At 72.7% G+C, this 24,946-nt stretch carries 29 protein-coding genes and 1 tRNA gene; 15 read left to right on the top strand and 15 right to left on the bottom strand.

From position 1 onward, the window contains the following. Positions 1–48 precede the first annotated feature (48 nt). Entirely contained in the window at positions 49–1,431 is a 1,383-nt protein-coding gene (locus tag AB0J76_RS20405; RefSeq protein ID WP_364390148.1) for a hypothetical protein, read from the bottom strand. A gap of 85 nt (positions 1,432–1,516) precedes the next feature. On the opposite strand from AB0J76_RS20405, the gene AB0J76_RS20410 reads away from it, so the two are divergent. After that, on the top strand, positions 1,517–2,146 hold the full coding sequence (locus tag AB0J76_RS20410) for a DUF305 domain-containing protein (RefSeq protein WP_364390106.1): 630 nt from the start codon (positions 1,517–1,519) through the stop codon (positions 2,144–2,146). Between the two features lie 59 nt (positions 2,147–2,205). On the opposite strand, the gene AB0J76_RS20415 is transcribed toward AB0J76_RS20410, so the two are convergent. Continuing rightward, positions 2,206–2,622 carry an SsgA family sporulation/cell division regulator gene (locus tag AB0J76_RS20415; RefSeq protein WP_020547189.1) on the bottom strand — a complete coding sequence of 139 codons (417 nt, stop codon included), beginning with the start codon at positions 2,620–2,622 and terminating at the stop codon, positions 2,206–2,208. Between the two features lie 451 nt (positions 2,623–3,073). Between AB0J76_RS20415 and AB0J76_RS20420 the strand changes: the two genes are divergently transcribed. Both AB0J76_RS20420 and AB0J76_RS20425 read left to right on the top strand, forming a co-directional pair. After that, a tRNA-Val gene (locus AB0J76_RS20420) sits at positions 3,074–3,145 on the top strand. 467 nt (positions 3,146–3,612) lie between these two features. Further along, the gene (locus AB0J76_RS20425; protein WP_352327857.1) at positions 3,613–4,737 is read left to right on the top strand and encodes a lipase; all 1,125 of its coding nucleotides are present in this window, start codon (positions 3,613–3,615) and stop codon (positions 4,735–4,737) included. On the opposite strand, the gene AB0J76_RS20430 is transcribed toward AB0J76_RS20425, so the two are convergent. Further along, on the bottom strand, positions 4,702–5,925 hold the full coding sequence (locus AB0J76_RS20430; protein ID WP_352327856.1) for a response regulator transcription factor: 1,224 nt from the start codon (positions 5,923–5,925) through the stop codon (positions 4,702–4,704). The two genes, AB0J76_RS20425 and AB0J76_RS20430, sit on opposite strands and share 36 nt — an antisense overlap. A gap of 459 nt (positions 5,926–6,384) precedes the next feature. On the opposite strand from AB0J76_RS20430, the gene AB0J76_RS20435 reads away from it, so the two are divergent. Both AB0J76_RS20435 and AB0J76_RS20440 read left to right on the top strand, forming a co-directional pair. Beyond that, a complete protein-coding gene (locus AB0J76_RS20435) occupies positions 6,385–6,864 on the top strand; it encodes a hypothetical protein (protein ID WP_352327855.1) in 480 nt (159 codons plus the stop codon). 163 nt (positions 6,865–7,027) lie between these two features. Further along, a complete protein-coding gene (locus AB0J76_RS20440; RefSeq protein ID WP_352327854.1) occupies positions 7,028–7,522 on the top strand; it encodes a carbohydrate binding domain-containing protein in 495 nt (164 codons plus the stop codon). Positions 7,523–7,571: 49 nt separating this feature from the next. On the opposite strand, the gene AB0J76_RS20445 is transcribed toward AB0J76_RS20440, so the two are convergent. Further along, positions 7,572–8,534 (bottom strand): RNA polymerase sigma-70 factor, encoded by a 963-nt coding sequence (locus AB0J76_RS20445; RefSeq protein ID WP_352327858.1) that lies wholly within the window; start codon positions 8,532–8,534, stop codon positions 7,572–7,574. A 124-nt stretch (positions 8,535–8,658) separates the two neighbouring features. Between AB0J76_RS20445 and AB0J76_RS20450 the strand changes: the two genes are divergently transcribed. Together AB0J76_RS20450 and AB0J76_RS20455 are read left to right on the top strand one after the other, a co-directional pair. Beyond that, a complete protein-coding gene (locus AB0J76_RS20450; protein WP_352327853.1) occupies positions 8,659–9,504 on the top strand; it encodes an SDR family NAD(P)-dependent oxidoreductase in 846 nt (281 codons plus the stop codon). A gap of 117 nt (positions 9,505–9,621) precedes the next feature. Next, positions 9,622–10,812 (top strand): alpha/beta hydrolase, encoded by a 1,191-nt coding sequence (locus AB0J76_RS20455; RefSeq protein WP_352327852.1) that lies wholly within the window; start codon positions 9,622–9,624, stop codon positions 10,810–10,812. 137 nt (positions 10,813–10,949) lie between these two features. Here AB0J76_RS20455 and AB0J76_RS20460 read toward each other — a convergent pair whose 3' ends face one another. Beyond that, positions 10,950–11,780 (bottom strand): MarR family winged helix-turn-helix transcriptional regulator, encoded by an 831-nt coding sequence (locus AB0J76_RS20460; protein ID WP_352327851.1) that lies wholly within the window; start codon positions 11,778–11,780, stop codon positions 10,950–10,952. Between the two features lie 230 nt (positions 11,781–12,010). Here AB0J76_RS20460 and AB0J76_RS20465 point away from each other — a divergent pair, with 230 nt between their 5' ends. From AB0J76_RS20465 to AB0J76_RS20480, 4 genes are read left to right on the top strand one after another with little or no spacing between them, the layout of a single operon-like run. Beyond that, complete coding sequence (locus AB0J76_RS20465) at positions 12,011–12,910, top strand: siderophore-interacting protein (protein WP_364390110.1); 900 nt, start codon at positions 12,011–12,013, stop codon at positions 12,908–12,910. Positions 12,911–12,917: 7 nt separating this feature from the next. Continuing rightward, on the top strand, positions 12,918–13,781 hold the full coding sequence (locus AB0J76_RS20470) for an ABC transporter ATP-binding protein (RefSeq protein WP_352330420.1): 864 nt from the start codon (positions 12,918–12,920) through the stop codon (positions 13,779–13,781). Positions 13,782–13,790: 9 nt separating this feature from the next. Beyond that, positions 13,791–14,759 carry an iron-siderophore ABC transporter substrate-binding protein gene (locus AB0J76_RS20475; RefSeq protein WP_352330422.1) on the top strand — a complete coding sequence of 323 codons (969 nt, stop codon included), beginning with the start codon at positions 13,791–13,793 and terminating at the stop codon, positions 14,757–14,759. After that, positions 14,756–16,816: an iron ABC transporter permease gene (locus tag AB0J76_RS20480; RefSeq protein ID WP_352330424.1), complete on the top strand. Its 2,061-nt coding sequence runs from the start codon at positions 14,756–14,758 to the stop codon at positions 16,814–16,816. The genes AB0J76_RS20475 and AB0J76_RS20480 overlap by 4 nt, the downstream gene beginning before the upstream one ends. Positions 16,817–16,840: 24 nt before the next feature. Here the strand turns inward: AB0J76_RS20480 and AB0J76_RS20485 are convergent, their stop codons facing one another. Together AB0J76_RS20485 and AB0J76_RS20490 are read right to left on the bottom strand one after the other, a co-directional pair. Next, entirely contained in the window at positions 16,841–17,221 is a 381-nt protein-coding gene (locus tag AB0J76_RS20485; RefSeq protein WP_352329293.1) for a YbaB/EbfC family nucleoid-associated protein, read from the bottom strand. A 10-nt stretch (positions 17,222–17,231) separates the two neighbouring features. After that, positions 17,232–17,621, bottom strand: a complete 390-nt coding sequence (locus tag AB0J76_RS20490) for a YbaB/EbfC family nucleoid-associated protein (RefSeq protein WP_352329295.1) — start codon at positions 17,619–17,621, stop codon at positions 17,232–17,234. An 85-nt stretch (positions 17,622–17,706) separates the two neighbouring features. On the opposite strand from AB0J76_RS20490, the gene AB0J76_RS20495 reads away from it, so the two are divergent. Genes AB0J76_RS20495 through AB0J76_RS20505 form a run of 3 tightly spaced genes read left to right on the top strand, consistent with a single transcriptional unit; the run spans position 17,707 to position 19,580 of the window. Continuing rightward, complete coding sequence (locus AB0J76_RS20495) at positions 17,707–18,021, top strand: hypothetical protein (RefSeq protein WP_352329297.1); 315 nt, start codon at positions 17,707–17,709, stop codon at positions 18,019–18,021. Further along, a complete protein-coding gene (locus AB0J76_RS20500; RefSeq protein WP_352329299.1) occupies positions 18,012–18,902 on the top strand; it encodes a hypothetical protein in 891 nt (296 codons plus the stop codon). Before AB0J76_RS20495 ends, AB0J76_RS20500 begins: the two co-directional genes overlap by 10 nt. Positions 18,903–18,908: 6 nt before the next feature. Beyond that, a complete protein-coding gene (locus tag AB0J76_RS20505; protein WP_352329301.1) occupies positions 18,909–19,580 on the top strand; it encodes a hypothetical protein in 672 nt (223 codons plus the stop codon). A 10-nt stretch (positions 19,581–19,590) separates the two neighbouring features. Here AB0J76_RS20505 and AB0J76_RS20510 read toward each other — a convergent pair whose 3' ends face one another. From AB0J76_RS20510 to AB0J76_RS20520, 3 genes are all read right to left on the bottom strand, one after another. Continuing rightward, positions 19,591–19,725 (bottom strand): hypothetical protein, encoded by a 135-nt coding sequence (locus AB0J76_RS20510; protein WP_352329303.1) that lies wholly within the window; start codon positions 19,723–19,725, stop codon positions 19,591–19,593. Continuing rightward, positions 19,722–20,099: a hypothetical protein gene (locus AB0J76_RS20515; protein ID WP_352329304.1), complete on the bottom strand. Its 378-nt coding sequence runs from the start codon at positions 20,097–20,099 to the stop codon at positions 19,722–19,724. Before AB0J76_RS20515 ends, AB0J76_RS20510 begins: the two co-directional genes overlap by 4 nt. 67 nt (positions 20,100–20,166) lie before the next feature. Continuing rightward, entirely contained in the window at positions 20,167–20,556 is a 390-nt protein-coding gene (locus tag AB0J76_RS20520) for a nuclear transport factor 2 family protein (RefSeq protein WP_352329306.1), read from the bottom strand. A 78-nt stretch (positions 20,557–20,634) separates the two neighbouring features. Between AB0J76_RS20520 and AB0J76_RS20525 the strand changes: the two genes are divergently transcribed. Next, on the top strand, positions 20,635–21,432 hold the full coding sequence (locus AB0J76_RS20525; RefSeq protein WP_352329308.1) for a helix-turn-helix transcriptional regulator: 798 nt from the start codon (positions 20,635–20,637) through the stop codon (positions 21,430–21,432). 23 nt (positions 21,433–21,455) lie between these two features. On the opposite strand, the gene AB0J76_RS20530 is transcribed toward AB0J76_RS20525, so the two are convergent. From AB0J76_RS20530 to AB0J76_RS20550, 5 genes are all read right to left on the bottom strand, one after another. Further along, the gene (locus tag AB0J76_RS20530; protein ID WP_352329310.1) at positions 21,456–22,946 is read right to left on the bottom strand and encodes a multicopper oxidase family protein; all 1,491 of its coding nucleotides are present in this window, start codon (positions 22,944–22,946) and stop codon (positions 21,456–21,458) included. Continuing rightward, positions 22,943–23,290: a hypothetical protein gene (locus AB0J76_RS20535; protein ID WP_352329311.1), complete on the bottom strand. Its 348-nt coding sequence runs from the start codon at positions 23,288–23,290 to the stop codon at positions 22,943–22,945. The genes AB0J76_RS20530 and AB0J76_RS20535 overlap by 4 nt, the downstream gene beginning before the upstream one ends. Positions 23,291–23,300: 10 nt before the next feature. Further along, complete coding sequence (locus AB0J76_RS20540; RefSeq protein ID WP_352329313.1) at positions 23,301–23,567, bottom strand: hypothetical protein; 267 nt, start codon at positions 23,565–23,567, stop codon at positions 23,301–23,303. A 199-nt stretch (positions 23,568–23,766) separates the two neighbouring features. Continuing rightward, a complete protein-coding gene (locus tag AB0J76_RS20545) occupies positions 23,767–24,078 on the bottom strand; it encodes a hypothetical protein (protein ID WP_352327792.1) in 312 nt (103 codons plus the stop codon). A 93-nt stretch (positions 24,079–24,171) separates the two neighbouring features. After that, positions 24,172–24,915 (bottom strand): SDR family oxidoreductase, encoded by a 744-nt coding sequence (locus AB0J76_RS20550; RefSeq protein WP_352327791.1) that lies wholly within the window; start codon positions 24,913–24,915, stop codon positions 24,172–24,174. Between the last annotated feature and the right edge of the window lie 31 nt (positions 24,916–24,946).

Below are 24,946 nucleotides of genomic sequence, written 5' to 3' on the forward strand. Positions count from 1 at the left end.
CCCGCCGGCGACAGGGCCCCGCCTCCGGGGCCCTGTCCCCTCATCCGCTCAGTACGACTTCTGCGTCTGGACGTTGAACTCGTCCATCTTCACCTGCTTGGCCGGATCCGTGATCGGGTCGTCGATGCGCAGCACGTCCAGGCCCTCGCGCATGTCGCTGGAGTAGATGTAGCCGTTGTAGTAGTAGGCCGACCACGAGCCGGCGATGCCGCCCTCCGGGTACGGACGCCGCTCGAAGAAGCCGATCTCCTTGGGGTTGGCCGAGTCGGTGAAGTCCCAGATCGACACCCCGCCCTGGTACCACGACTGGACCATGACGTCCTTGCCCTTCACCGGGATCAGCGAGCCGTTGTGGGCCACGCAGTTCTCGTCCGGCTCCTGGTTGCGCGGGATCTTGAAGTAGCCACGGCGCTCCAGCTTGCCGTTCACCAGGTCGTACACCGCGTCGGCGCCCTTGGTGCGCGGCGTGCCGGCGTCGCAGGTCGCCTGGCTGCCGCCGCCCAGCTCGTCCCCGAACACGACCTTCGTCGCGTCGTTGTTGAACGTCGCCGAATGCCAGATCTGGAAGTTCTCGGTGTCCCGGATCTGCTGGATCACCCGTGGTTTGACCGGGTCGGAGATGTCGAGCAGCACGCCGTCGCCGAAGCAGGCCGCCGCGGCGAGCTTCTTCTCCGGGTAGGCGGTGATGTCGTGGCAGCCCGCGAACATCTCGGTGTTCTGCTGCTGGGGGAAGATGTCCGGCTGCGCCACGACCTTGGCGGACTTGGGGTCGTCCAGCGGGATCTCCACGATCTGGATGTTCTGGTGCGGCGGCGAGCAGGTCCGCGAGTCCGGCTCGGGGCCGGGGGAGGAGACGTAGACGTACAGCTTGTCGTCGGTGGGGACCATGGTGTGGGTGTGGGAGCCGCAGTCCGTCAGCACCGCGCCGACGTAGCGCGGGCGCTTCTTGTCGCTGATGTCGAACAGGCGCAGACCCTCCCAGTTGCGGGTCTCCTCGTTGGAGTCGCAGCCCGCGCTGTCGCGCGGCTCGTCGACCGAGAGGATCAGCAGGTCGCCGTGCACGCTGACGTCGTTCTGCTGCGCCGGGCAGGACACCTGGCTCACCGTCTTGGGCTTGGCCGGGTCGCTGATGTCATAGATCGTGAACCCGGCGAAGTTCCCGACGAACGCGTAATCGCCCTGAAAGGCCAGGTCGGTGTTGAAGTTGTCGTCCCCGGCGAACGGGCCGGAGCGCGGGACGTTCGCCACGTGCTTGACGTTGGCGCTGGTCAGCACCTCGCCAGAGCCCGACGCCGTGCCCGACGCCGTGCCGCTTCCCTCCGAGGAGGGCGGCCGCGGATCAGCGGCCGGCGGCGCTTCCGCCGCGCACGCCGCCGAAGTCAGCAACAACGCCGCACACAACACCGCTCCGCGCAACTTGGCGAAGATCAACACGCGTCCCCTTTATCGCTCGTGGCCCACTATGGAAGTTATGCCAGCACGTTGGTGGCCGCGTACGATCTCCATCACAGTTGTGATGACATTTGCGCTTTCGGCCTGTTCTCAGCCGCCTGCCCCGGACATCCCGGCCGTCGGGACGGAGGCCCCCGTCCTGGTGCCCGCCAGCCCCGGAGCCCCCGCCAGGACGGCGACCCCCGGGGAGCGCGTCGGCCCGAGCCCCGCCCCCACCGTCGCCGCCGACGTGCGCTTCGCCGAGGCGATGATCCCCCACCACCGGCAGGCCCTGGAGATGACCGCCCTGGTCGAGGCCCGTACGACCACCCCGGTCATCCGCGCGCTCGCCCGCTCGATCACCGCCGCCCAGACCCCCGAGATCAGGTCCATGACCGTCTGGCTCGCCGAACTCGGCCGCCCGGCCCCCGCCGGCCACGACCACGGCGCGGCGGCCGGCTACGGCATGGCCACCGAACAGCAGCTGAACGCCCTGCGCGCGGCCAAGGGGGCCGCCTTCGACCGGCTGTTCCTGAGCCTGATGACCCGGCACCACCAGGGCGCGGTGAAGATGGCGGAGGAGGAGCTGGCCGGCGGCCGCGACTACCGCATGCGCCTGCTGGCCAGGGACGTCTACTCCGGTCAGAGCATCGAGATCGAACGCATGCGCCAGGCCGCGACCACCCTCCCGCCCCTGCCGCCCCTCCCGTCCTGACGCCGCACATGCCGAGGCCCCGGCGTCGGGGTGGACGCCGGGGCCTCGGGTGCGACGGTTCAGGACGGCCAGAGCATGTTGGTGAGCTCGGCGTCCAGGTCCATGAAGTCGGTCTCGCGCCCCGCGGGCACCTTCTCGTACGTGCGGTGGAGGAACTCCGTGAGGGGGGCCAGCGGCACTTCGAACAGCGCCTGCCCGAACGGCGAGGTGAGGCTGATGTGCAGGGTGCGCTCGCCATCGGCGCGTGCGGGCCATACCTGCACGTCGCCGTCGCCGACCCGCCGCACGATGCCTACGGTCAGCAGTTCACGAGCAAAGATCCACTCGACCGGCTCGTCGTTCCCTACGTGGAAGGCCATGCGGATGGCATACGGATCGTCGGCTGTGTAGCTCAGTCCGGCGAGCAGGGGGACGGTAGTACGGTCGGGGACCACTAGCCGAAGGCCAAGCTCGGCGGAGACGGTGGTGCTGTTCATCGTCAGCCAAACCTTTTCGTCGTAGGTCCCCTCTTCGGGGCTTTCACTGCTCTGACGGACTTCGTCCTGAGCTATGACGCGGAACGAAGAAACCTGTAGGAAAGATTCCGCCTCAAGGGCCTTCTGTAACGCACATCACAGCTGGACATTTAGGCATCTACCTGGCTAAACGGCATCAATCGGGTCGTATTTGCAAGGGTTTTGCTGTTGTAGAGCCTGCCCCGACGGGCTCGACCAAGAACGTTTCTACCGAAAAGATCGCGATCGGTGTCTTCCGGGACACGTCGATGGTATGACACCGACCCACCACGCCGATGGGCAACCGCCGCCTTTCGCTCGAATCCCTCGCGCCGGGCGCTCCCGAAGATCGCCCCACGGTCGCTCCGTTTCGCCACCACCCCGAGAGTGCGGTATGGTTTTCCCCGTCAGCACCGCAAGGCGCCGACAGGGCGGGCGATTAGCTCAGCGGGAGAGCGCTTCGTTCACACCGAAGAGGTCACTGGTTCGATCCCAGTATCGCCCACTCGTAAGGTGCAGGTGGAGGGGTTTCGGAGATCATCCGAAGCCCCTTCTCTCATTTTGAGGGCCAATGCGGGGGCCATCCCACTTGGATCTCAACCCGTCGGCTTCTCGCCGGAGATGGTGATCCGGCCCTTGAGCTGCTTGGCGGCCAGGCTCAGGTCGTGGAACACGCCGTCGAGGTGAGCGACGACGGGATCGCGTCCGGCTGCACTGGGCCCTGGAGCGCCTCGACCGTTCGCTCACCGTCGAGGAGCCGGGCGTCCATGCCGGTATGAGTGTCCGCGGTCTTCACCGCGACCTGCGGGCGGCGACGGGCATGAGCCCCGTGAAGTGGCTGCTGCCCCGCCGGCAGCTGGCGGGGTGTCATCCCTGGAGACGAGTTCCGTCGAGCTCTACCCTTCTGGGTTGAGCTGGAGGTCCTTCTCAGGCCAGAGGTGGTGGCCGTGCGGGCTTGGCACCGTGAAAAGGGTGAAACGTGCACTCATCATCACCGCTCTCACTGTCGCGCTGGCCGGCTGCGGCTCCACCCCGCCGCAGCGCCTGACGATTCCGAAGCCGACGGGCCCGCATCCGGTGGGCACCGTCTCGGTCCACCTGGTGGATCAGTCACGCGCGGATCCCTGGAGCGGCTCGGGCAGGAGGCGGGAGCTGATGGTCAGCCTGTGGTACCCGGCCCGGGACGTGCAGGCCCATCCGGTCGCCCCCTGGATGCCGCGGGCGGCGGCGGACCGGTACCTGAAGATGAACGACCTGGAGCCGGGCTCGGTGCTGCTGGACAGGACCGACGGCCACGAGGGCGCGCCCGCCGACACGAGCCTGGGCGAGCTGCCGGTCGTCCTGTACTCGCCGGGCGCCAACGCCTCGCGCGCGTACGGGACCGGCGTCGCCGAGGAGCTGGCCAGCCGGGGATACGCGGTGGTCACCGTCGATCATCCCTATGACGCGGCGGTGGTGGAGTTCCCCGGCGGACGGGTGGAGGCGGGGCCCGAGGTGACCGACTTCGCCAAGGCGGTGGACGTCCGGGTGGCCGACGTGCGTTTCGTCCTGGACAGCCTGCCCGCCCTGGAGGAGAAGGTGCCCGGCCGTGCCGGGAAGCCGCTCTTCGACCGGGCGCGGATCGGCATGTTCGGGCATTCGCTCGGCGGCGCGGCCACCTCCTCCGCCATGTACGCCGACGCGCGGATCAAGGCCGGCCTCGGCCTGGACGGCGCCGTCTTCGGCAAGGTGGCGAAGTCCGGCCTCGACCGGCCCTACATGGTGGTCGACACCGACGGGAAGGGCGGCATGGCCACCAATCCGACCCTGCGTGCCTTCTGGGACGGGTTGCGGGGCTGGCGGCTCAACGTGACGCTCAAGGGGGCGGCGCACAACTCCTTCGGCGACGACGTCCTGCTCATCCCCCTGTCGGCCGGGCCGCTGGGGCTGGGGAAGGAGCAACTGGAGGAGGTCGTGGGGACGATCCCGGCCGAGCGGGCGCTGGCCTTCCAGCGCGCCTATCCGCTGGCCTTCTTCGAGCAGACGCTGCGCGGCCGTCCGCAGGCGTTGCTGCGCGGCCCGTCAGCCGCCTTCCCCGAGGTCTCCTACCGCCGCTGACGGCGCCGCCCGCCCACCGGCCGTGACCACGCCGCCTTCGTAGGCGGCGATGACGAGCTGCGCCCGGTCGTGCGCGGCGAGCTTGGCCAGCAGGCTGCGGACATGGGTCTTGACCGTCGCCTGCCCGATGCCGAGCCGCTCGGCGATCTGCGGGTTGGTCAGCCCCCGGGCCACCAGCACCAGCACCTCCCGCTCCCGTCCGGACACCTGGGCCAGCCCCGCCGCCAGCCCCGCCCCCAGCCCGGCCGGGATCGCGGCGGGCTCGCGCCGGGCGAACTCCGCGATGAGCCGCGTGGTGACCGACGGGGCCAGCAGCGCCTGCCCTTCCCCGACGATGCGCAGCGCCTCCAGCAGGTCGCCGGGGCCGGTGTCCTTGAGCAGGAATCCGCTGGCTCCGGCGCGCAACGCCCTGTAGACGTACTCGTCGAGATCGAACGTGGTCAGCATCAGCACCCGTGTCCCGGCGGTCGCCGGGTCGGCCCGGATCAGCTCGGTGGCCCTGATCCCGTCGAGGCCGGGCATGCGGACGTCCATGAGCACCAGGTCGGGGCGCAGGTCGCGGGCCAGTTCCACGGCCTGCTGCCCGGTGCCGGCCTCGCCGGCGGTGGTCAGGCCGGGGGCGGTGTCGATCAGCCTGCGCAGGCCCGCGCGCAGCAACGCCTGGTCGTCGGCGACCAGTACCGTGAACGTGCTCACCTCTCGTCCTTCCCGGAACCGGTCGGCAAGGGCAGTCTCGCGCGGACGGCGAAGCCGCCGCCGGGCTCCGGTCCCGCCGAGAACGTGCCGCCGTGCAGGATCACCCGCTCTTCCAGCCCGGCCAGCCCGTGGCCGCCCGCACGCCGAGGCGGCCTCCGTCCAGGAGGGGGCGCCGATCGCGGCGCCGGCGGCGGTCACCGCCAGCGCGGCCGCCAGCGCCGTCACCGCGGTCCGGCGCGCCTGCAGCAGCGCCACCGCGCGCAGCGCGACGGCCAAGGGCACGAACGCCTCGTGCCATCCGGCGAACGGCGCGCACACCGCCGCCACCAGGACCACCGCGCACACCGGCACCGGCCACCGGCGCCGCACCGCCGTCGGCAGGCAGGCCAGCGCGATCACCGGCACGGCCACGAAGAGTGGCACCTGGGCGGACCCCGGCACGGCCACGAAGAGCGGCACCCGGGCGGACTCCGGCACCAGCACCGGCGGCACCGAGAACCCGATCGTCAGGGCGACGGCGGCGAACGCGTCGACGGCGACCCAGTGTCACGGCCGCAGCCTGCGCGCGATCAAGGGACGCCGTTCGGCCATGCGCCCACCCTAGACGGGCCGGGCCACGGCGGCGTGCGCGACGTGGATCACGAAGGCGGTGATCTAGGGTGCGGGCATGTCGTACGTGCTCCACGGTGTCGTCGGTGAGTTCGACCGTCTCCGCTGCCTGGCGGGCGAAGTGCCGCAGGCTGTGGTGGCGCCTCTCGGGCAACGCTTAGGGCTGCTGCCGGTGACCGACGAGATCTGCGACGAGCTGACCGGCGCGCGGCGGGAGAGCGGGCCGTTCACGCTCATGTCCCCGGGGTTCGCCGGGAGACTGGAGGAATGGTCCCGCGGCGGCCGCCTCGCCTACGTGGAGGCCGACTTCTGGGGTGGCGACGGCAGCCAGGCTGCCGCCCTGTGGGAGAACGGCCGTCGGAGCTGGGGCCCGCGTACGCGTCGATCCGGGTCGGACCGCCGCGCGACGACTGGCCGATCAACGCCGTGCTCGCGCGCCTCGGAGCGGTCAGAGGCGGCGCGGCCGACCTCTTCGACGCCGTCGGCCTCGGACGGGAACGCGACCCGGAGGGGTGGCGCCGGGCCGGCCTGGACGCCCTGGGCGCCCCCGGCTACGACGCGTGGGAGGCCGCCTGCCGCGGCAGGGAGGAGGCCGACGCCCGCGCCGCCGCCGACCGTGAGCGGTACGCCAGGCGTGACGACGTCCCCGTCGTGCTCGACGGCAGGATCGTGATGCGGCTGCTCGGCCTCCCGCCCTCCCCGATGGTGGGGGCCGCGATCCGGCACCTCCAAGAGGTTCACCTGGAACGCGGTCCCCTCACCCGCGACGAGGCCGTCACCGAGCTGCGCCGCTGGGCCCGGAGCTTCCGGAGCACCCGATGATTCACGCTGCGCCCGGCGGCGCTGACCTGCCGGTGGGGTCCGCCCGAGCGCCAGGACGGGACGGCCGTCCGGGGCGACTTGGCCCAACCAAATGACCGGGAATTGGCTCTAGGTTGACGCTGATGTCGCCCCCCTAAGACCCACGATCACGAATTCTCTTCCGATGCGTCTCATCGCCGTGGGCGCCTTCGTGGCGATGGCCGCGGCGGCCACACCCGCGTACGCCGCTGCGCCCGCCGGCGACGTCGTGGTGAACGGCTCCCTGGACAACGGGGTCAAGGGGTGGTGGGCGTCCAAGAACACCCCGATCAAGGTGACGGGCGGGCGGCTGTGCGCCCAGGTCCCGGCGGGCGGTGACAACGTGTGGGCCGCGATGGTCGGGCAGAGCGGCATCGAGGTCCGGGCCGGCCAGACCTACCAGTTGAGCTTCGAGGCGACCGCCACGAAGACGACGAGGATCAGGTCGCTGGTCCAGGGCGGCGGCACGAAGCCCGCCGCGATCGTGGACGGCTACCCCGACGTCGGCGGCAGCCCGAAGAAGTTCACCTACGCGGCCACGGCCAAGGCGCCGGACGCGGAGGCTCAGGTGTTGTTCCAGGTGGGCGGCGCGGACGCGCCGTACACGCTGTGCCTGGACGACATCCTGCTCACCGACTAGAACACCGGGCGCAGCGGTCCGGCGGACCGCTGCGCCGGCAGGCCGCCGGTCACCGGGGCTCGTCCGGCACGCCGGTGACCGGCACACCGCCCCGCGCCGCCGCGCGTGCCTGCTGCTTCTTCTCGCGGATGACCGCGTGGGCGTCGGCGATGGGACCGAGATGCCGGAGCTTGTCGGGGTTGACGATCGAGCGGATGGTCTGGATGCGTCCGTCCAGGATGTCGAGCGTCCAGATGCTGACGATCCGGCCGGCGCGGTCGCGGATGATCGCGCCCGGCTGGCCGTTCACCTCGTGCGCCTCCAGCACCGCGCCGATCCGGGCGAACGGCGCGACGGCGACGGACAGCACCCGGGCCACCTTCGCCAGGCCGAGGACGGGCAGCGTACTGCCGATCTTGCCGCCGCCGTCGTTGACCAGCCGGACGTCGGCGGCCAGCAGTTCCCGCAGCCCTTCGAGGTCCCCCTCCCTGAGCGCGCCGAAGAAGCGCCCGGCGAGCTGGTCCCGCGACCGGCGATCGGCCAGGAAGCGGGGGCGGCCCGCGTCCATGTGGCGGCGCGCCTGCACCGCGAGCTGGCGGCAGGCCGCCTCCGACCGCTCCACGGCGGCGGCGATCTCCCGGTAGCTGAAGGCGAACACCTCGCGCAGCACGAAGACCGCACGCTCCAGCGGGCTCAGCCGCTCCAGCAGGATCAGCGCCGCCATCGACACCGAGTCGGCCAGCTCCGCCGACCGCTCCGGGTCCTGGTAGGGGTCGGTCAGCAGCGGTTCGGGGAACCACGGCCCGACGTAGGTCTCGCGCCGGACGCGGGCCGAGCGCAGCACGTCGATCGAGATCCGGGTGACCGTCGCCGACAGGAACGCCTTGGGCGAGTCGGGCCGGGCCGCGGCGCCCTCGTAGCGCAGCCAGGTCTCCTGGACGGCGTCCTCGGCTTCGCTCACGCTGCCCAGGATCCGGTAGGCGATCGCGAACAGCAGCGGCCGTAGCTCCTGGAACTCCTCGGTGCGGGTCACGGCGACCATTGGTATCACCGTGGCCGGACAAAGGCGACAAAGTGTCGCACGTCACACTCGGCCGAGCTCACATCCGTGCCGGGCTGTCTCGTCCAGGGGGTGTAACAGCTGAAAGGAGCACAGCATGCAGAAGGTCTGGTTCGTCACCGGCTCGTCCCGCGGCCTGGGCCGCAACTTCGTGGCGGCCGCCCTGTCGCGCGGTGACCGGGTCGCCGCCACCGCCCGGAGCACCGCGAGCCTGAAGGACCTGGTGGACGCCCATGGCGACGCGGTGCTCCCGCTGGAGATGGACGTGACCGACAGGGCAGCGGTCTTCGAGAGCGTGCGGCGGGCGAAGGAGCACTTCGGCCGGCTCGACGTCATCGTGAACAACGCGGGCTACGCCCAGGTCGGCGCGGTCGAGGAGCTGACCGAGCAGGAGCTGCGCGACCAGCTGGAGACCAACCTGTTCGGCGCGGTGTGGGTGGTCCAGGCCGCGCTGCCGTACCTGCGCGAGCAGCGCTCGGGGCACATCGTCCAGCTGTCCTCGGCCGCCGGGGTCATCGCCATGCCGCTCGGCGGCGCCTACCACGCCTCCAAGTGGGCCCTGGAGGGCCTGAACGAGGCGCTCGCCGGCGAGGTCGCCGAGTTCGGCGTCAAGGTGACCATCGTCGAGCCCGGCGGCTTCGCCACCCGGAACGGCAACAACCCCGACCCGCTCGCCAACGGCCACATGGCCACGACCGACCCGGCCTACGACGGTCTCCGCGAGCGTCTCGGCGCGATGGCGGGGAAGATGCCCGCGGGAGACCCGGCCGCCGCGGCGCAGGCGCTCCTGAAACTCGTCGACTCCGCCAACCCGCCGGTGCGGGTGCTGTTCGGCAAGGGCTTCCATCCGCTGATCCAGCAGGCCTACGCCGACCGGCTCCAGACCTGGGCCGACTGGCAGGACCTCTCGATCGAGGCGCACGGCCCGCTGCAAGCCGGCTGACCGGCCTGCTCGGTCCTGACGCCTGACAAATGTGTCCTGACCCCTGACAAAAGTAAGGGTCCGAGCCTGTCTTTCGGGCATGTGAGGGGTGGTGGCGTCATTTCTACAGTTCTGTGCATGATCAGAACCCGCCGTAACCCCGCACCCCTCCTTCTCGCCCTGACGCTGGCCCTCCCGGCCGCGGCGGCGGCGCCCGCCGCCGCCGCTGTCTCCACCGCGGGCGCCTCCGACGTACGCGTCGCGATCCCGCAGCCCACGGGCCGGTACGAAGTGGGGCGCGACACCCTGCACCTCGTCGACGCCCGCCGCCGCGACCCGTGGATGCCCGCGGCCGCGCGCGAGCTGATGGTCTCGGTGTACTTCCCGGCGCGCACCGGCGGGAGCGCCGCGCCGTACATGACCGTCGAGGAGGCGCGGCTGCTGCTCAAGGGGCAGCGGCTCGACGCCGTCTTCAAGCCCGAGCAACTCGCCGGCGTCAGCACCAACGCGCAGCTGGACGCCCGTCCCGTCGGCGGCCGGCACCCCTTGGTGGTGCTCTCCCCGGGGTTCACCCTCAACCGGGCCACCCTGACCACGCTCGCCGAGGACCTCGCCTCCAAGGGGTACGTCGTGGCCCTCGTGGATCACGCCTACGAGTCGTTCGGCACGTCCTTCCCCGGCGGCCGTACCCTGACCTGCGTCGCGTGCGAGACGGTGGAGAGCGCCCCCTCCGACGAGGCGGAGAAGGCGCTGATGGCCAAGGCCGCGGTCAACCGGGCGGCCGACCTGTCCTTCGTGATCGACCGGCTGACCCGTCCCGCACGGTCCGCGCCCGCCTGGCGGCACCGGCAGATGATCGACCCGCGCCGGATCGGCGCGGCGGGCCACTCGCTCGGCGGCAACGCCGCGGCCGGCGTCATGGCCGCCGACCGGCGGGTCCGCGCCGGGGTGAACCTGGACGGCTCGTTCTTCGCCCCGGTCGCGGCCTCCGGCCTCGGCGGGCGGCCGTTCCTCATGCTCGGCACCAAGGTCCAGCACTCACCCGGCGCCGCCGACACCACCTGGACGCGGGACTGGCCCCGCCTGGACGGCTGGAAGCGCTGGCTCACCGTGGCCGACTCCGGCCACTTCACCTTCATCGACCTGCCCATCCTGGGGGCCCAGGTCGGGATCGTCGATCCTGCCGCGCCCCTGTCGGGCAAGCGGTCGGGCGAGATCACCACGTCGTACGTCGGCGCCTTCTTCGGCCGGCACCTCCGCGGCGAGCAGCAGCCCCTGCTGGACGGTCCGTCCGCCGCCAACCCGGAAGTCACCCTCCAGAACCCGTGAGGCCGGATGCCTGACGGACCGGACGCCGGGTTCCACCATGCCGCGTGGCCCGTGACGGTGGTGAGCGCGCCGAAGAGGGCGTCGGGGAAGGCTTTCACCCGTCCGGTGGACCGCGAGGTCTGTCGTGGCCGGCTCTTTCAGTTGCCGGACGCCGATGCCGCGGCGGCGATCGGTTCGAGCTCCGCGGCCAGTTCGTCCAGCTCGTCCGCGCTGAGCACGTCGTACGCCGGGGCGGCCAGCTCGTCGGTGAGCGCCTCGATCCGCTGCTTGGTCTCCCGGCCGGCGTCGGTGAACCCGCCGGCGGCGTCCACGAGGCCGCGGTCGCGCAGCCCGTCGACCACGGCGGTCAGCCGGGCCTTGGGCAGGTGGTGGATCCGGCCGAACTCCTCCGCCCGCATCCCGAGGGAGAGGGCCACGAGGACGTGGGCCTCGGTGCCGCCGATGCCATGGGCGACAAGGGCGGCGTTGTGGCCGTCGCCCCGGTGCTCCCGCAGCAGCGTCGCCGCGTGCCAGAGCCTGGCCACCGGCTCCTCGGGCACGTCGAGCGCCCGCAGCCCGGCGTACAGGGGCCGGCCCGCGGTCGGCGCGCTGAGCCCCGCCCGGGTGGCGAGGTCGGCGGCCCGCGCCAGACCGGGCGAGCCGGCGAGCTCTCCGATCAGCTGCCGCAGGGCGGCGGTGCTGCCCTGTTCGCGCACGGCGATCGCCTCCTGCGGGGTGATCTTGCCCCACACCCAGGGGATGTGGCGGGCCACCTCGCCGTCGGCGAAGTTGTAGAAGACCGCGTGGACCACCTCGGCCGGCGCCAGGCCCAGCGGTGCGGCGCGGCCGGCGAAGTAGCCGTCCCAGTAGTTGCGCATGCCGACGGCGAGGAACGCCTCGTTGGCCACCCCGGAGAAGGTGGCGGTGGCGATCGGCTCGGTGAGCTCGAACATGCGGTGGATCCTGGCCTGCGGGTGGTGGTGCTGCATCGGTCGGCGTCTCCCTGGTCGTGAGCGGCTGGTCGTGACAGTCCCTCTGGACGACTGTTCACCCTGGCTACGAACGACGCGGCCGGGATCCGACAACTCCGGCCGAGAATTTTCCGGCCAGTTTGTGATCTACGTTGTAAAGGCGTTGGGCCCGCTCAGTCGGGGGATGCGGGGTTTGCCCGCCAGGAGATCCAATGTAGGTTAGCCTTACCTAACTAAGGAGCTCTGTGGTGGTTGATCCTTTTCGTGCCTTCGACGTCCAGGTTCGGGGCCTACGGCGGCTGAGCCCGTCGTTCCTCCGCGTGACCTTCACCGGGGATGACCTGCACGAGTTCGCGGACAACGGGTACGACCAGCGCGTCAAGCTGGTCCTGCCGACCCCCGGCGCGGGCGTGACGCGCTTCCCGCGCGGCGCCGACTGGTTCAAGCAGTGGTACGCCCAGGGCGACGAGCGCAACCCGCTGCGCACCTACACCGTCCGCGCGGTCCGCCCCGAGTCCGCCGAGGTCGACATCGACGTCGTCCTGCACGACGACTGCGCCGGGCCCGCCGGACCGGCCGCCCGCTGGATCGCCGCCGCCGAGCCGGGCTCGCAGGCGGCGATCTTCGGCCCGAACGGCCTGTACGACGGCTTCCACGGCGGCCTGGAGTTCCGTCCGCCCGCCGGCTTCGGCACCGTGCTGCTCGCCGGTGACGAGACCGCCGTCCCGGCGATCGTCGGCATCCTGGAGCGGCTGCCCGCCCATGTCACCGGCGAGGCCCTGCTGGAGGTGCCGCACGAGGAGGACGTCCTTCCGGTCGCCGGCGCGCCGGGCGTGCGGGTCACCTGGCTCGCCCGCGGCGACGCCCCGTGGGGCGCCCGCCTGGAGCCCGCCGTCGCGGAGGCCGCCGCCAGGCTCCTGCCCGCGGGCGCGGCGGGCGCCGAACCGGAGGAGATCGACGTCGACGCCGACGCCGAGATCCTCTGGGAGATCCCCGAGACCGGCGACGGCCCCTGTTACGCCTGGCTGGCCGGCGAGGCGGCCGTGATCAAGCGGCTGCGCCGCCACCTGGTCTCCGAGCGCGGCATGGACCGCAAGGCCGTGGCCTTCATGGGCTACTGGCGTCAGGGCCGCTCCGAGGACGCGTGAGCCCGCCATGACGACCGCCCCCTTGCTCCCGGACCCCTCCGGCCCCGCGCTCACCGGCTCGACGCTCACCGATCCCGCGCTCGCCGGCACCGACCTGTGTCTCGGTTACGCGGGCCGCCCGGTCATCGACGGCGCCTGCATCAGCCTGGCCGCCGGCGCCGTCACCACCCTGGTCGGCCCGAACGGCAGCGGCAAGTCCACCCTGCTGCGCGCCCTCGCCCGGCTGCACCGCCCCGACTCCGGCGAGGTCCGGCTGGCCGGCGGCGCCGACGCCCTGGCCCTGTCCGCCCGCGACTTCGCCCGCCGGGTGACGCTGCTGGCGCAGAGCCGTCCCACCCCGACCGGCGTACGCGTCAAGGACGTGGTCGGCTACGGCCGCCACCCCCACCGCGGCCGCTGGCGCGCGGGCGACCCCGGCGGCGAGGCGGCGATCGAGCACGCCATGGAGCTGACCGGCGTGCGCGCCATGGCCGCACGCGCCGTCGACGAGCTGTCCGGCGGCGAGATGCAGCGCGTGTGGCTGGCCACCTGCCTGGCCCAGGACGCCGGCGTGCTCCTGCTCGACGAGCCCACCACCTTCCTCGACCTGCGCTACCAGGTCGAGCTGCTGGAACTCGTGCGCGACCTGGCCGACCGGCACGGTGTGGCCGTCGGCGTCGTCCTGCACGACCTCAACCAGGCCGCCGAGATCGCCGACCGAATCGTGCTGCTCCAGGGCGGCCGGGTCCGCGCCGACGGCGCGCCGCCCGAGGTGCTCACTGAGGACCTGCTCACCGAGGCCTACGGCATCCGCGTCGAGGCCACGATCGATTCCCGCACCGGACTGGTCCGCACCAGGCCGCTGGGCCGCCACCTGGCGATGAAAGGCTGAAAGATCCCCATGCGTTCCCTCCTGGCGGTCATGGCCGCCATGCTGCTGACCGCCTGCGGCACAACGGAGCCTCCCGCCGCCCCAACGCCCCAGGAGCCGTCGGCGGGCGCCGCGGCCCCGATCACGGTGACCGACGCCCGCGGCAAGCAGGTCACCCTCGACAGGCCCGCGACCCGCGTCGTCGGCCTGGAATGGGGGGAGGTCGAGATGCTGGTCGCCCTCGGGGTCCAGCCGGTCGGCGCGGCCGACGTCAAGGGTTACGGCACGTGGGTCACCGCGGCCCCGCTCGACGCCTCCGTCAAGGACGTCGGCACCCGCCAGGAGCCCAGCGTCGACTCCGTCGCCGCCCTCCAGCCGGACCTCGTCGTCATGGAGTCCGACGACTCCGCCCTCATCGGCCAGCTGGAGAAGATCGCCCCGGTCATCGTCGCCAAGGGCAGCGACGCCGCCGCGAACCTCACCCGCATGCGCGACGACCTCACCCTGCTCGCCACCGCCGTCGGCAGGACGGAGCAGGCGGCCAGGGTGATGGCCGACTTCGACGCCGCCATGGCCGCCGGCAGGGCCAAGATCGCCGCCTCCGGCTCGGCCGGGCAGAAGTTCATGATGGCCGACGGCTGGAAGGACGGCAGCAAGATCTCCATCCGCCCGTTCGGCAAGGGCGCCCTGGTCTCCGACGTGGCCGAGCGGCTCGGCCTCACCAACGCCTGGACCGGCCAGGTCGACGCGCAGTGGGGCCTCGGCAGCACCGACGTCGAGGGCATGACCGCGGTCAAGGACGAGAACCTGCGCTTGTTCTACAACGCCTCCGACGGCGTGGACGTCTTCGCCGGCCTGGCGGGCAACTCCCTGTGGAAGTCGCTGAGCTTCGTCAAGCGGAACCAGATCACCAAGCTGCCCGACGGCATCTGGACCTTCGGCGGCCCCCTGTCGTGCCGGCAGTTCGCCGACGCCCTGGTGAAGGCGTACGCCGGGTGATCACCGCAGTCGAGGCCCCCGCGACGCCGCTGCGCAGGCTCGGCGTCGCGGGGGCCTTCCTCGTGACCTTGGCCGCCGTCGCGGCCCTCGCCGCGCTCCACCTGACGCAGGGCACCTCCGACACCGACCTGTTCGCCCTCGACGAGCAGGCGATGAACGTGCTGGTCGCCTCCCGGCTGCCGCGGCTGCTGGCGGCGGTCAGCGTCGGCGTCGCGCTCGGCGCGGCGGGCGCGCTGCTGCAGTCGGTCGCACGCAACCCGCTGGCCTCGCCCGACACCCTCGCCGTCAGCAACGGCGCGTACCTGGCGGTCGTGCTGGCCGCCACCTTCGGCCTGAGCCTGCCGGCCTTCCTGTCCGGCGGCCTGTCCTTCCTCGGCGGCCTGGCCGCCGCCGCCCTGGTGCTCGCCCTGTCGGCGGGCGGCAGGACCGGCACGACGCGGCTGATCCTGGCCGGCTCCGCGACCGCGCTGGCCCTGCAGTCGGTGACCACCCTGCTCATGATCCTCTTCCAGGAGGAGAACACCGGCCTGTTCGCCTGGGGCAGCGGCTCGCTCGTGCAGAGCGACCTCGGCGGCGTCACCCAGATGGCCCCGGTCATCGTGGTCGCGATCGGGGCGGCCGTCGCGCTCGGCTCCCGCCTCGACATCCTCGGCCTGGGCGACGACACCGCCTCGGTGCTGGGCGTGGACGTCCGGCGGCTGCGGCTGACCGTCGTCGTGCTCGCGGTCATGCTCTCGGCCGCCGCGGTCACCGTGGCCGGGCCCGTCGGGTTCGTCGGCCTGTGCGCGCCGGTCGTCGTCCGGCTGCTGGCCCGGCGGCTGCCCGAGCTGGGCCGGCACCGCGTGCTGGTGCCGCTCTCGGCGCTGGCCGGCGTGGTCGTCCTGCTGGCCGCCGACATCGCGCTGCGCTTCGTGCTCGGCGCGCAGGCGGGCGTGGACGTGCCGCCGGGCGTGGTGACCGCGATGCTGGGCGCGGGCGTGCTCATGTGGCTGGCCCGCCGGCACCGTGACGCCGGGCCGGCCCGGCGGCCGCCGACCGTCCGCACCGCCGGCCCCGGCCGCGCCGCCTTCGCGGTGATCCTGCTGTCCGGGACGGCGCTGCTGATCGTGTCCGTCGTGCTGGGCCTGCTCGGCGGCGACACCTGGTTGCTGCTCGGCGACGTCGCCAACTGGCTGCGGGGCAGCACCGGCAGGGCGCTGACGTACGTGCTCGACCAGCGCTGGCCGCGCGTCGCCGCGGCGGTCCTGGCCGGCGCCGCGCTGGCTGTCTCCGGCGCGGCCTTCCAGGCCGTCTCCCGCAACCCGCTGGCCGAGCCGGGTGTGCTGGGCGTCACCGCGGGGGCGGGCGCGGCGGCCGTCGCGACGCTCACCCTCGTACCCGCGGCCGGGATCGCCGCGGTGTCCGGCGCGGCCGGGCTCGGCGCGCTCGCCGCCTTCGCCCTGGTCCACCTGCTGGCCTGGCGCGGCGGGCTCAGCTCGGACCGGCTCGTGCTCATGGGCGTCGGCGCGCACGCGCTGTTCAACGCGGTCACCGTGCTGATCATCGTCAGGTCCGACCCGTGGAACACCGCCAAGGCGCTCACCTGGCTCTCCGGCTCCACCTACGGGCGGGTTCCGGCCCAGCTGCTGCCGGTCGCCGTGGCGCTCGCGCTCTTCCTGCCGCTCGCTGCGTGGCTGCGGCGCGACCTCGACCTGCTCGCGCTCGACGAGGACACGCCCCGGGTGCTCGGGGTGCCGCTGGAACCCGTGCGGCTGCTCGCGCTGGGCGGCGCCGTGCTCGTCACCTCCACGGCGGTCTCGGCCGTGGGCGTGGTGGGGTTCGTCGGGCTCGTCGCCCCGCACGCCGCCCGCGCGCTCGTCGGCGGCCGGCACGTGCGGCTCCTGCCCGCCGCCGCGGTGCTCGGTGCGGTGCTGGTCAGCCTGGCCGACACGCTGGGCCGTACGGTGATCGCGCCCGCCCAGGTGCCGGCCGGGCTGGTCACCGCGTTGCTCGGCACGCCGTACTTCGTGTGGCTGCTCTGGCGCTCGCGCGCCGGAGGCCGGGCGGCCGCTCAGTGACCTTCCCGGGCGCGCCTGGGAAGGTCACGCCCACTCGGCGCCGAGCAGCCGTTCCAGCTCGGCCTGCGTCCGGTCGGGGTCGTAGCCGGGGACGGCCTCGCGCATGAGGTCATACGTGCGCCGCTGCACGTCCGCGGCCGCCGCCCGTACCGCCGCCAGCGTCTCCTCGGCCAGGTCCTGGGCGCCCAGCCGCAGGGCGCGCTGGTCGTAGCGGACGTCGAGGACGCGCCCGTCGGCGTCGACGGTCACCCGCACGTGGCCCGACGGGCCCTCGCCGGCGCCGATGACGGCCCGCAACTCCTCCTGCGCCGACTCCAGCCAGGCCAGCATGCGCTCGCCCCGGCGGGCGGCCTCGTCCAGCTCGCGTTCGCTGATGTTGGCGGGGTCGATCTCCGGCCCGAACACGCTCGGCCTCCTAGTAAAGGTCGTTGAGTGCCTGCTCGACCCGCGCGCGCACGAAGGTCTCGTCCAGTGGCGCGGGCACGGCGGCGGTGGCGTCCCGCACCCCGTCGGCGATCTCCCGCGCTTGGCGCGCGGCGTCGTCCTGCGCGGCCCGCAGCACCTCGGCGGTCTTCCTGCCGAGCGCGGCCTCGTCCAGGCGCAGCGCCCGCGGGTCGATGCGCAGGCGGGTGGGGACGCCGTTGCCGTCGGCGACCGCCTCGACCAGCCCGTCGTCGCTCTCCGCGCGGCCCTCCACCCGGCCGATGGACGCCCGCGCGTCGTGCAGCGCCCGGATGGCGCGGCGGCTCTGGGCGACGTACTGGTGCAGGTACTCGGCGTCGTCCTCAGGCGCGGGTGAACGCATGTCGAACCTCCGACAGTCAGTCACGTGAACGTTCAGTGTAGAGGTAAACGTCTGTGCCGGATTTGACTGGATATGCTTTCTGGGCATGACGGGATTTGAGATCGCCGCGGGGGCGGTGAGCCGTGACGGCGCATACGTCACCGGCCATGGGGCGAACTACGAGGCCGCGGTCACGCGGCTGCGGCAGCGGGGGAGCGGCGCCCGGACCTTCGGCGGCGAGGGGCTGTTCGCCACCATCATCGCCACCTACAACGAATGCCTGCAGACCTCGCTCGACGCGCTGACGGGCATCGGCGGGCAGATCGCCGAGACCGGCGAGGGGCTGCGCATGGTCGCGAGGAACACCCGGGCGGCGGAGAGCGCCACCGTCGAGAGCTTCGAGAGCCCCGGGTGGCGGTGACCCTCGACCCGCACGTGGCGGGTTTCCTCAACCTCATCGGTTTCCCCTGGCCGAACGACAACGAGGACGAGTGGCGGCTTGAGGCCGACGACTGGCGGGTCGTCCTCGCCGCGTCGTCGGCCCAGGGCGCCGCGGCCGACGAGTCGGTACGCAACGCGTCGCAGTCCTACCAGGGCGACTCGGCCACGCACCTGGCCGGCCACTGGAACCAGGTCGGCGACGGCGGCGGCCACATCTCCCAGGCCGCCTCGGCGGCGAGGGTCGCGCCGGCCGTCCTCGACGGCACCGCGAACGTGGTCAGCGCGGTCAAGCTGGCCGTGGGCACGCAGGCCGCGTACGGACTGACCGCCGCCACCCAGGCGCTGCTGTTCGGCGGCGCCGCGGGCGGCATGATCGCTCTCGCGCGCATGCAGATGACCCGCCACGCCGTGGGCAAGGTGGCGCTCGAAGGCGCCGAGGGCACCGCCAGGGGCCTGGCCCCGGTGCTGAGCGGCCGGGTGACCGAGACCATGCGCCGCATCATGAAGGAGATGGAGAAGCGGCCGCACGCCCGCGACGGCATGCTCCAGATGCGGCGCAGGGGCGGCGGGAAGGGCGGCAAGGGCGGGAAGGGCGGGAAGGGCGGCGGCTACGACCCGAACGCCTCGGCGAGCTTCGACAACGCCGCGCAGCGCATGCACGGCAGGTTGCCCAGCAGCAACGACGTCAGCAAGATGACACCGGAGCAGGCGAAGCAGGCGGCGGCCGACGTCAAGAACAGCATCCTGACGCGGAAGATGAACGAGGCCCGGCTCGGCAGGGACTCCGGGCACGCCGCCCGGCTGGAACAGGAGCAGCAGCTCCTGCGCGACCTTGAGCGCAAGGCCAACGAGGGGAAATAGCACCACATGCAGACACAGACGGGCGACGACCTGATGGCGCGCATCCTCGCCCGCCCCGCCGACGACGAGGTCCGCGGCCAGGTCGCCAACGACCTGCTCAACGAGCTGTTCGACGGCTATCCCGTCGAGAACCTGCGCATCCTGCTGCGCAGCGGCGACGACGACGCCGTGCAGACCGGCGCCTGGCTGCTGTCGGAGCTGGGCGAGCCGGCCGAGCCGCTGCTGGACGAGGTCCCCGCCCTGCTGGCCCATCCGCGGACCCAGGTGCGGTTCTTCGCCGTCGAGTTCGTGCTGCTCGCCGCCGACGAGCGGCACGCCGGCGTCATCGCCCAGACCCTCGCCCTGAGCCGGACCTCCGACACCGCCATCCGGTGGAAGGTCCTGCACTTCCTGGCGATGGCCTCGACCGAACAGCTCATGGCGGGGCTGTCCCGGCTGGCCGATCCCGAGGTCGGACGGCTCGCGGCCGGGCTGGTCGCCGCCGACACCGAGGACCCCGACCCGGGCGAGGTCGTCGCCGCGCTGGAGGGGGCCGACCCGGTGGCCCGGCTGTTCGCCGCGGCGACCGCGACGCGCATGGCCGAGGACGACGCGGCGCTGCTGCGCCTCGCCGCCAGGGTGAAGGACGAGGAGGTCAGTTCGTTCGCGCAGTGGCAGCTCATGCGGCTCCAGGGCTAGCGCGCCCGCCTCACCGGCCGTCGGCTAGCAGCGGCAGCAGGATCAGCAGCCAGATGACGGCGACGGCCACGGAGCTGATCAGGACGCGGGCCAGGCGTGCCGGGGGTCGGCGGCGGCGGATCGGCGTGTCCCCGGCCCTGGTCACCGGGGCCCGGACGTGGAGCCCAGGTTCTGCTCCAGCCGTTCGATGCGCTCGATGAGCGGCTGCAGCTGCTGCCGCACCGCCTCGGCCAGCGCCTGCGCCGGATCGCCGGCGGCCGACGTCTGGGCGCGCAGGTGCACGTAGCCGGCCAGGGCCGCCGTCACGGCCCGGCGGACCAGGCGGGACTCGGCGCCCAGCGCCCCCAGGACCTGGCCGGCGGCGGCGTCGCTGAAGTGCACCACCGAGTCCCCGCCGGCCCCGCCTTCCCCCCGTTCCCCGCCGGCCCCGCCTTCCGCGCCGGACGGCTGCCGGTCCAGGTCGCGCTGGACCTGGGCGGGGTCGATGTCGACCGCTCTGAGCACGTGCAATGCCCCCATGGACACGTTCCGGCTGGGTACCTCACGGCGGGCGTTGTTCGTCGTACCGGCCGGTGCGCGGCGCACGTCAGCGGACGGGCGGATCCCACCAGGTCAGGTTGGCGGCGGCCTGGGACAGCGGTTCGATGATCTCCCAGGCCTCGGCGATGCGGCCGCCGTCCAGGCGCCAGATGTCCACGACCACGATCTCCGGGCCGCCGTCCGGCGCCTGACGGCGCGAGTGCATCACGACGTGGTCGCCGTCGGCCAGCACGTGGTCGATCTCCACGCGCATGCCGGCCAGCGGGACGAGCGCGGCGCGCACGGCGCCGAGCCATTCGGTCTTGGTCGAGGCCGCCGAACCGGGCCGGTGATGGCGGAAGTCGTCGCTCAGCAGGGGCGCGAGCGCGTCGACGTCGCCCGTCCCGATCAGTTCCGTCAGCGCGCGCCGCACGATGGCCTTGTTGTCGTTCGTCATGGGAACACCCTGGTCGGCTCCGCCGAGGATGTCGATGAAAAGGGATTTCATGGCGGACGTCCAGTAGTCTCGGCGGCCATGCGGACTGTCGGGGACATGTTGCGGCAATGGCGGCATCGCCGGCGGCTCAGCCAGCTCGATCTGGCGATCGCCGCCGACGTCTCCGCCCGGCACGTGAGCCTGGTGGAGACCGGTAAGTCCAACCCGAGCGCCGAGATGATCCTGCGGCTGGCCGACCAGCTCGACGTGCCGCTGCGGGAGCGCAACCGGCTGCTGCTCGCCGCCGGATTCGCCCCCCGGTACGCCGAGCACCCGCTCACCGGGGACGCGCTGGGGACGGCCGGGGAGGCGGTCGCGCGGGTGCTGCGCGCCCACGAGCCGTACCCGGCGGTGGTCCTCGACCGCCGGTGGAACATCGTGATGAGCAACCGGGCCGTCGACGCGTTCCTCGTGGACGTCGCGCCCGACCTGCTGCGGCCGCCGGTCAACATCGTCCGGCTGGGGCTGGAGCGCCGCGGGCTCGCTCCCCGGATCGTCAACCTGGCCGAGGTGCGGGCGGTCCTGCGGGCCCGGATCTCGCGCCAGCTCGCCGTCGCCCCCGACGCCGAGCTGCACGCGATCTACGAGGAACTGCTCGCCCCGGGTTCCACGCCGGGCCTGGAGGAGGCGGGCCGGCCGGTCGAGCCGGAGGTCACCGTCCCGATGATCTTCCGGTTCGGTACGGCCGAACTGCGGCTGTTCTCGACCACCACCACGTTCGGCACCCCGATGGACATCACGCTGGACGAGATCTCGATCGAGTCGTACTACCCGGCCGACGCCGAGACCGCCGCCTATTTCGTGAAGTTCGGCGCGGAGGTGCTGGCGGGGGAGTGACGGCGTTCCATCGCGGCCCGGGGTCAGACCACCTCGAAGGTGCTCATCATGGCCATGTCCTCGTGTTCGAGGTTGTGGCAGTGCAGGACGTACCGGCCCCGGTAGCCGGTGAACCGGGTGATGATCTCCACGGTCTGCGCCTCCCGCAGCTCGACGGTGTCCTTCCACTCCGGCGGGCCGTCCGGCCGTTCGCCGCCGACCGAGAGCACCTGGAAGGGCGCCAGATGCAGGTGCACGGGGTGGGCGACGTCGCTGGTCACCCGCCAGATCTCGACCTGGCCGAGCTTGGGCCGGGCATCGACGCGGCGCACGTCGAAGGGCTTGCCGTTGATCAGCCAGCCGGTGTGGCCGCGCAGGTCGCCGCTGCTGAACTCGAAGTCGCGGGTCACCGCGGCCGCGGCCGGGTCGAGGCGTTCGACGGTGGACAGGACCTTGGGGATCGCCGAGTCGTCGCGGGCGTCGCGCTCGACGGTGAACCGCATCACCCGGGCCTGCGGCCCTTCCCCGAGCAGGTTGCGCAGCTCGACGTGGTCGCCGACCCGGTAGGCGGCGAAGTCCACGATCACGTCCGCGCGTTCCCCGGGCGCCAGCCGTACGCGCTGGAGCGGGCGCGGCGCCGCCAGCAGGCCGCCGTCGCTGCCGATCTGGGTCAGGGCGCCGCCGGGCGACAGGGCCAGCTCGTACGTGCGGGCGTTGGAGGCGTTGAGCAGCCGCAGCCGGTGACGGGCGCGGTCCACGCCGAGCCGGGGCCAGGGCGCGCCGTTGACCAGGATGACGTCCCCCAGCACGCCGCCCATGAACGCCTCGCGGGCGCCGGGGCCGTCCTGCCTGCCGGGGTAGGGCATCGTCCCGTCGGCCTGGAAGGCGCGGTCGCAGATCAGCAGCGGCACGTCCCGCTCGCCCGACGGGAGCGGCAGCCTGTCCTGCTCGTCGTCGTCGACGATGAAGAAGCCGGCCAGGCCGCGCCAGACCTGCGGGCCGGTGTAGTCCATGCGGTGGTCGTGGTACCACAGCGTGGCCGCGCGCTGCTCCAGCGGGAAGACGTAGTCGCGGTGCGCGCCCGGCTGCACCAGGTCGGTGGGGAAGCCGTCGGACTCGGGCGGGGTGTGCCCGCCGTGCAGGTGGGTGACCGTCGGAGCGGGCAGGCGGTTGCCGACGCGCACGACGGTCCGGCGGCCCGAGCGCGCCCGGATGGTGGGGCCGGGGAACTGCCCGTCGTACCCCCAGACCGGGGTGCGCAGGCCGGGCAGGATCTCCACCTCGGCCGGGCGCTGGAGGAGTTCGTAGTAGTCGGCGCCCGCGTCCGTCCTGGCCGGTCTGGCCACCGTGGGCCGCGGAAGCGGCACGGCGTACGGCGCGGGCAGCGGCGCGTCGCTGGTCATCAGCTGGGGCAGCGGGGTGCGGGTCAGCAGCGAGCAGCCCGAGACGCCCAGCGCCGCGCCCACGCCGAGCAGCCGCAGCGCCTGCCGCCTGGTCATGCCCGTCATGCCCGTCCCGCCGGTCATGCGGTTCATGCCGACGTCGTCCGGAGACGGCCGGCGGACCAGACCCGCGTGGTCTGCACCATGCTGCCGCCGAACATCAGCACGCCGAGCGGCACGTGCACGCCCTTCACGTGCGCCATGCCCAGCGCCATCTGCACGAGCGTCGCCACCAGCATGCCGACGGCGGGCAGGATGGCCGCCCGCTGCTTGGTCATCACCGCGGCGACCAGGTACAGCAGCACGGCGGCCGCGACGGCCAGCGCCGTGGCGCTGTGGGCGGCCCGGCCGCCCGGCGTGCTCAGCAGCAGCCCGGCGGTGACGGCCTGCAGCAGCAGGGCGACGGTCTGCGCGGCGAGCGCGATACGCAGGAACATGACGGTTCTCCTAACGGGACGAGGTCGAGGGACGGGCGGCGACCGCGGCGACGACGACCAGCACGAAGGCGGCCGTGGTCAGGACGGCCAGGGCCATCGCGCTCCGCATGACCGGCTCGTCGACCTTCGTCATCGTGGTGTGGAAGGTCAGGCGCACGTCCGGCGGCACGGCTGCGAACGTGGGCACCACGTCGGCCGCGCCGTGTCCGAACGCGCCAGCGAGCAGCCCGGTCGTCGGCAGCGCGGCGCCCTGGAGGTACCTGACTCGGGATCTCATGTCTGGTAATCGTCGTCCGGCCGGGGCTTCGTGGCGTCCCACCGGCGGACTCATCTGCCGCTACCCCCGAGGGATCAAATGCCGGCCGCCTCTACGACGACGGATGTAGTGCCGCGCTACCGCGCCGTACGGACCGGCGCCGCGAAAAGGCCCGTGACCAGGGCGTTCCTGGTCACGGGCCGGGGTGTACGGGGTGCCGTCAGGCGTCGCAGAACCAGCCGTTCTCGACCACGCCGTTGGCGTTGACGTTGCCGTAGGCGAAGCCGTACACCCATTCCTTGTAAGCGCCGTCGAAGCCCTTGACGGTGAAGGTCTGGCCCCGGTGCAGGGTGCCGACGAAGTCGCGGACCATCAGATCGTCCGCGCACACCGTCAGCCGGCGGCCGACGTCGTCCGCCCCCGCGTACGGGTACGGTCCGGCGGCCTGGGCCACCCCGCTGTTCACGGTGAGCACCGCCGCCAGCGTGCCCGCGCCGACGATGAGCCGTGCGATGTGCTTGCGCGTTTTCATCGAAACCGGTCGTCCTCTCGGTCCTCGGGAATCTCCGTGCGGCAAGCTACCCGGCCAGGCCGAAAAATGGGGGGTTTCCGATATTTCCGGGCGTTAACGAAGGTAGGAGGCGCCGTTGAGGTCGAGGACGGTGCCGCTGGCCCATTCGGCCGCCGGCGAGGCCAGGTAGAGCACGGCGGCGGCGATCTCGTCGGCCTCCCCGACCCGGCCGAACGGGCTCTGCGCGCGGATCGCGTCCCCCGCGGGCGGCTTGAGGTGCTCGGTGGTCATGTCCGTCGCCACGAAACCGGGGGCCACGGCGGCGACCGCGATGCCGTGCGGGGCGAGGGCCACGGCCAGCGACTGGCTCATCGCGTTCAGGCCGGCCTTGCTGGCCCCGTAGCCGGGGGCGTCGGGCTCGCCGCGGAAGGCGCCCCGGGAGCTGACGTTCACGATGCGGCCGCCGGCGCGCATGTGGCGCAGGGCGCACCAGGCCAGGTTGGCCGGGCCCATCAGGTTCACCTCGAACGCCTGGCGCCAGGCGGCCTGCCACTCCTCGTACGACGTCGTGGTGATGGGGTGGAGATGGTAGACGCCCGCGTTGTTGACCAGGACGTCGAGCCCGCTTAGCGCCCCCGCCGCCTCGTCGGCCATGCGCCGCACGCCCTCGGGGTCGGCCAGATCGGCCTGGACGACGACGTGCCCCGTGCCCGGCAGCTCGCCGAGCACGTCAGCGGCCGCCCGCGCCGAGTCGCGATGGTGGACCGCGACCCGGTCACCCTGGGCGGCGAACGCCATCGCCACCGCCCTGCCGATGCCTCTGGACGCTCCCGTGACGAGTACCGCGCGACCGCTCACCCGCCGCACCCTAGCAGCCGCCCTCACGAAG

This window comes from Nonomuraea sp. NPDC049624 (assembly GCF_040675255.1).
Classification (GTDB): Bacteria; Actinomycetota; Actinomycetes; order Streptosporangiales; family Streptosporangiaceae; genus Nonomuraea.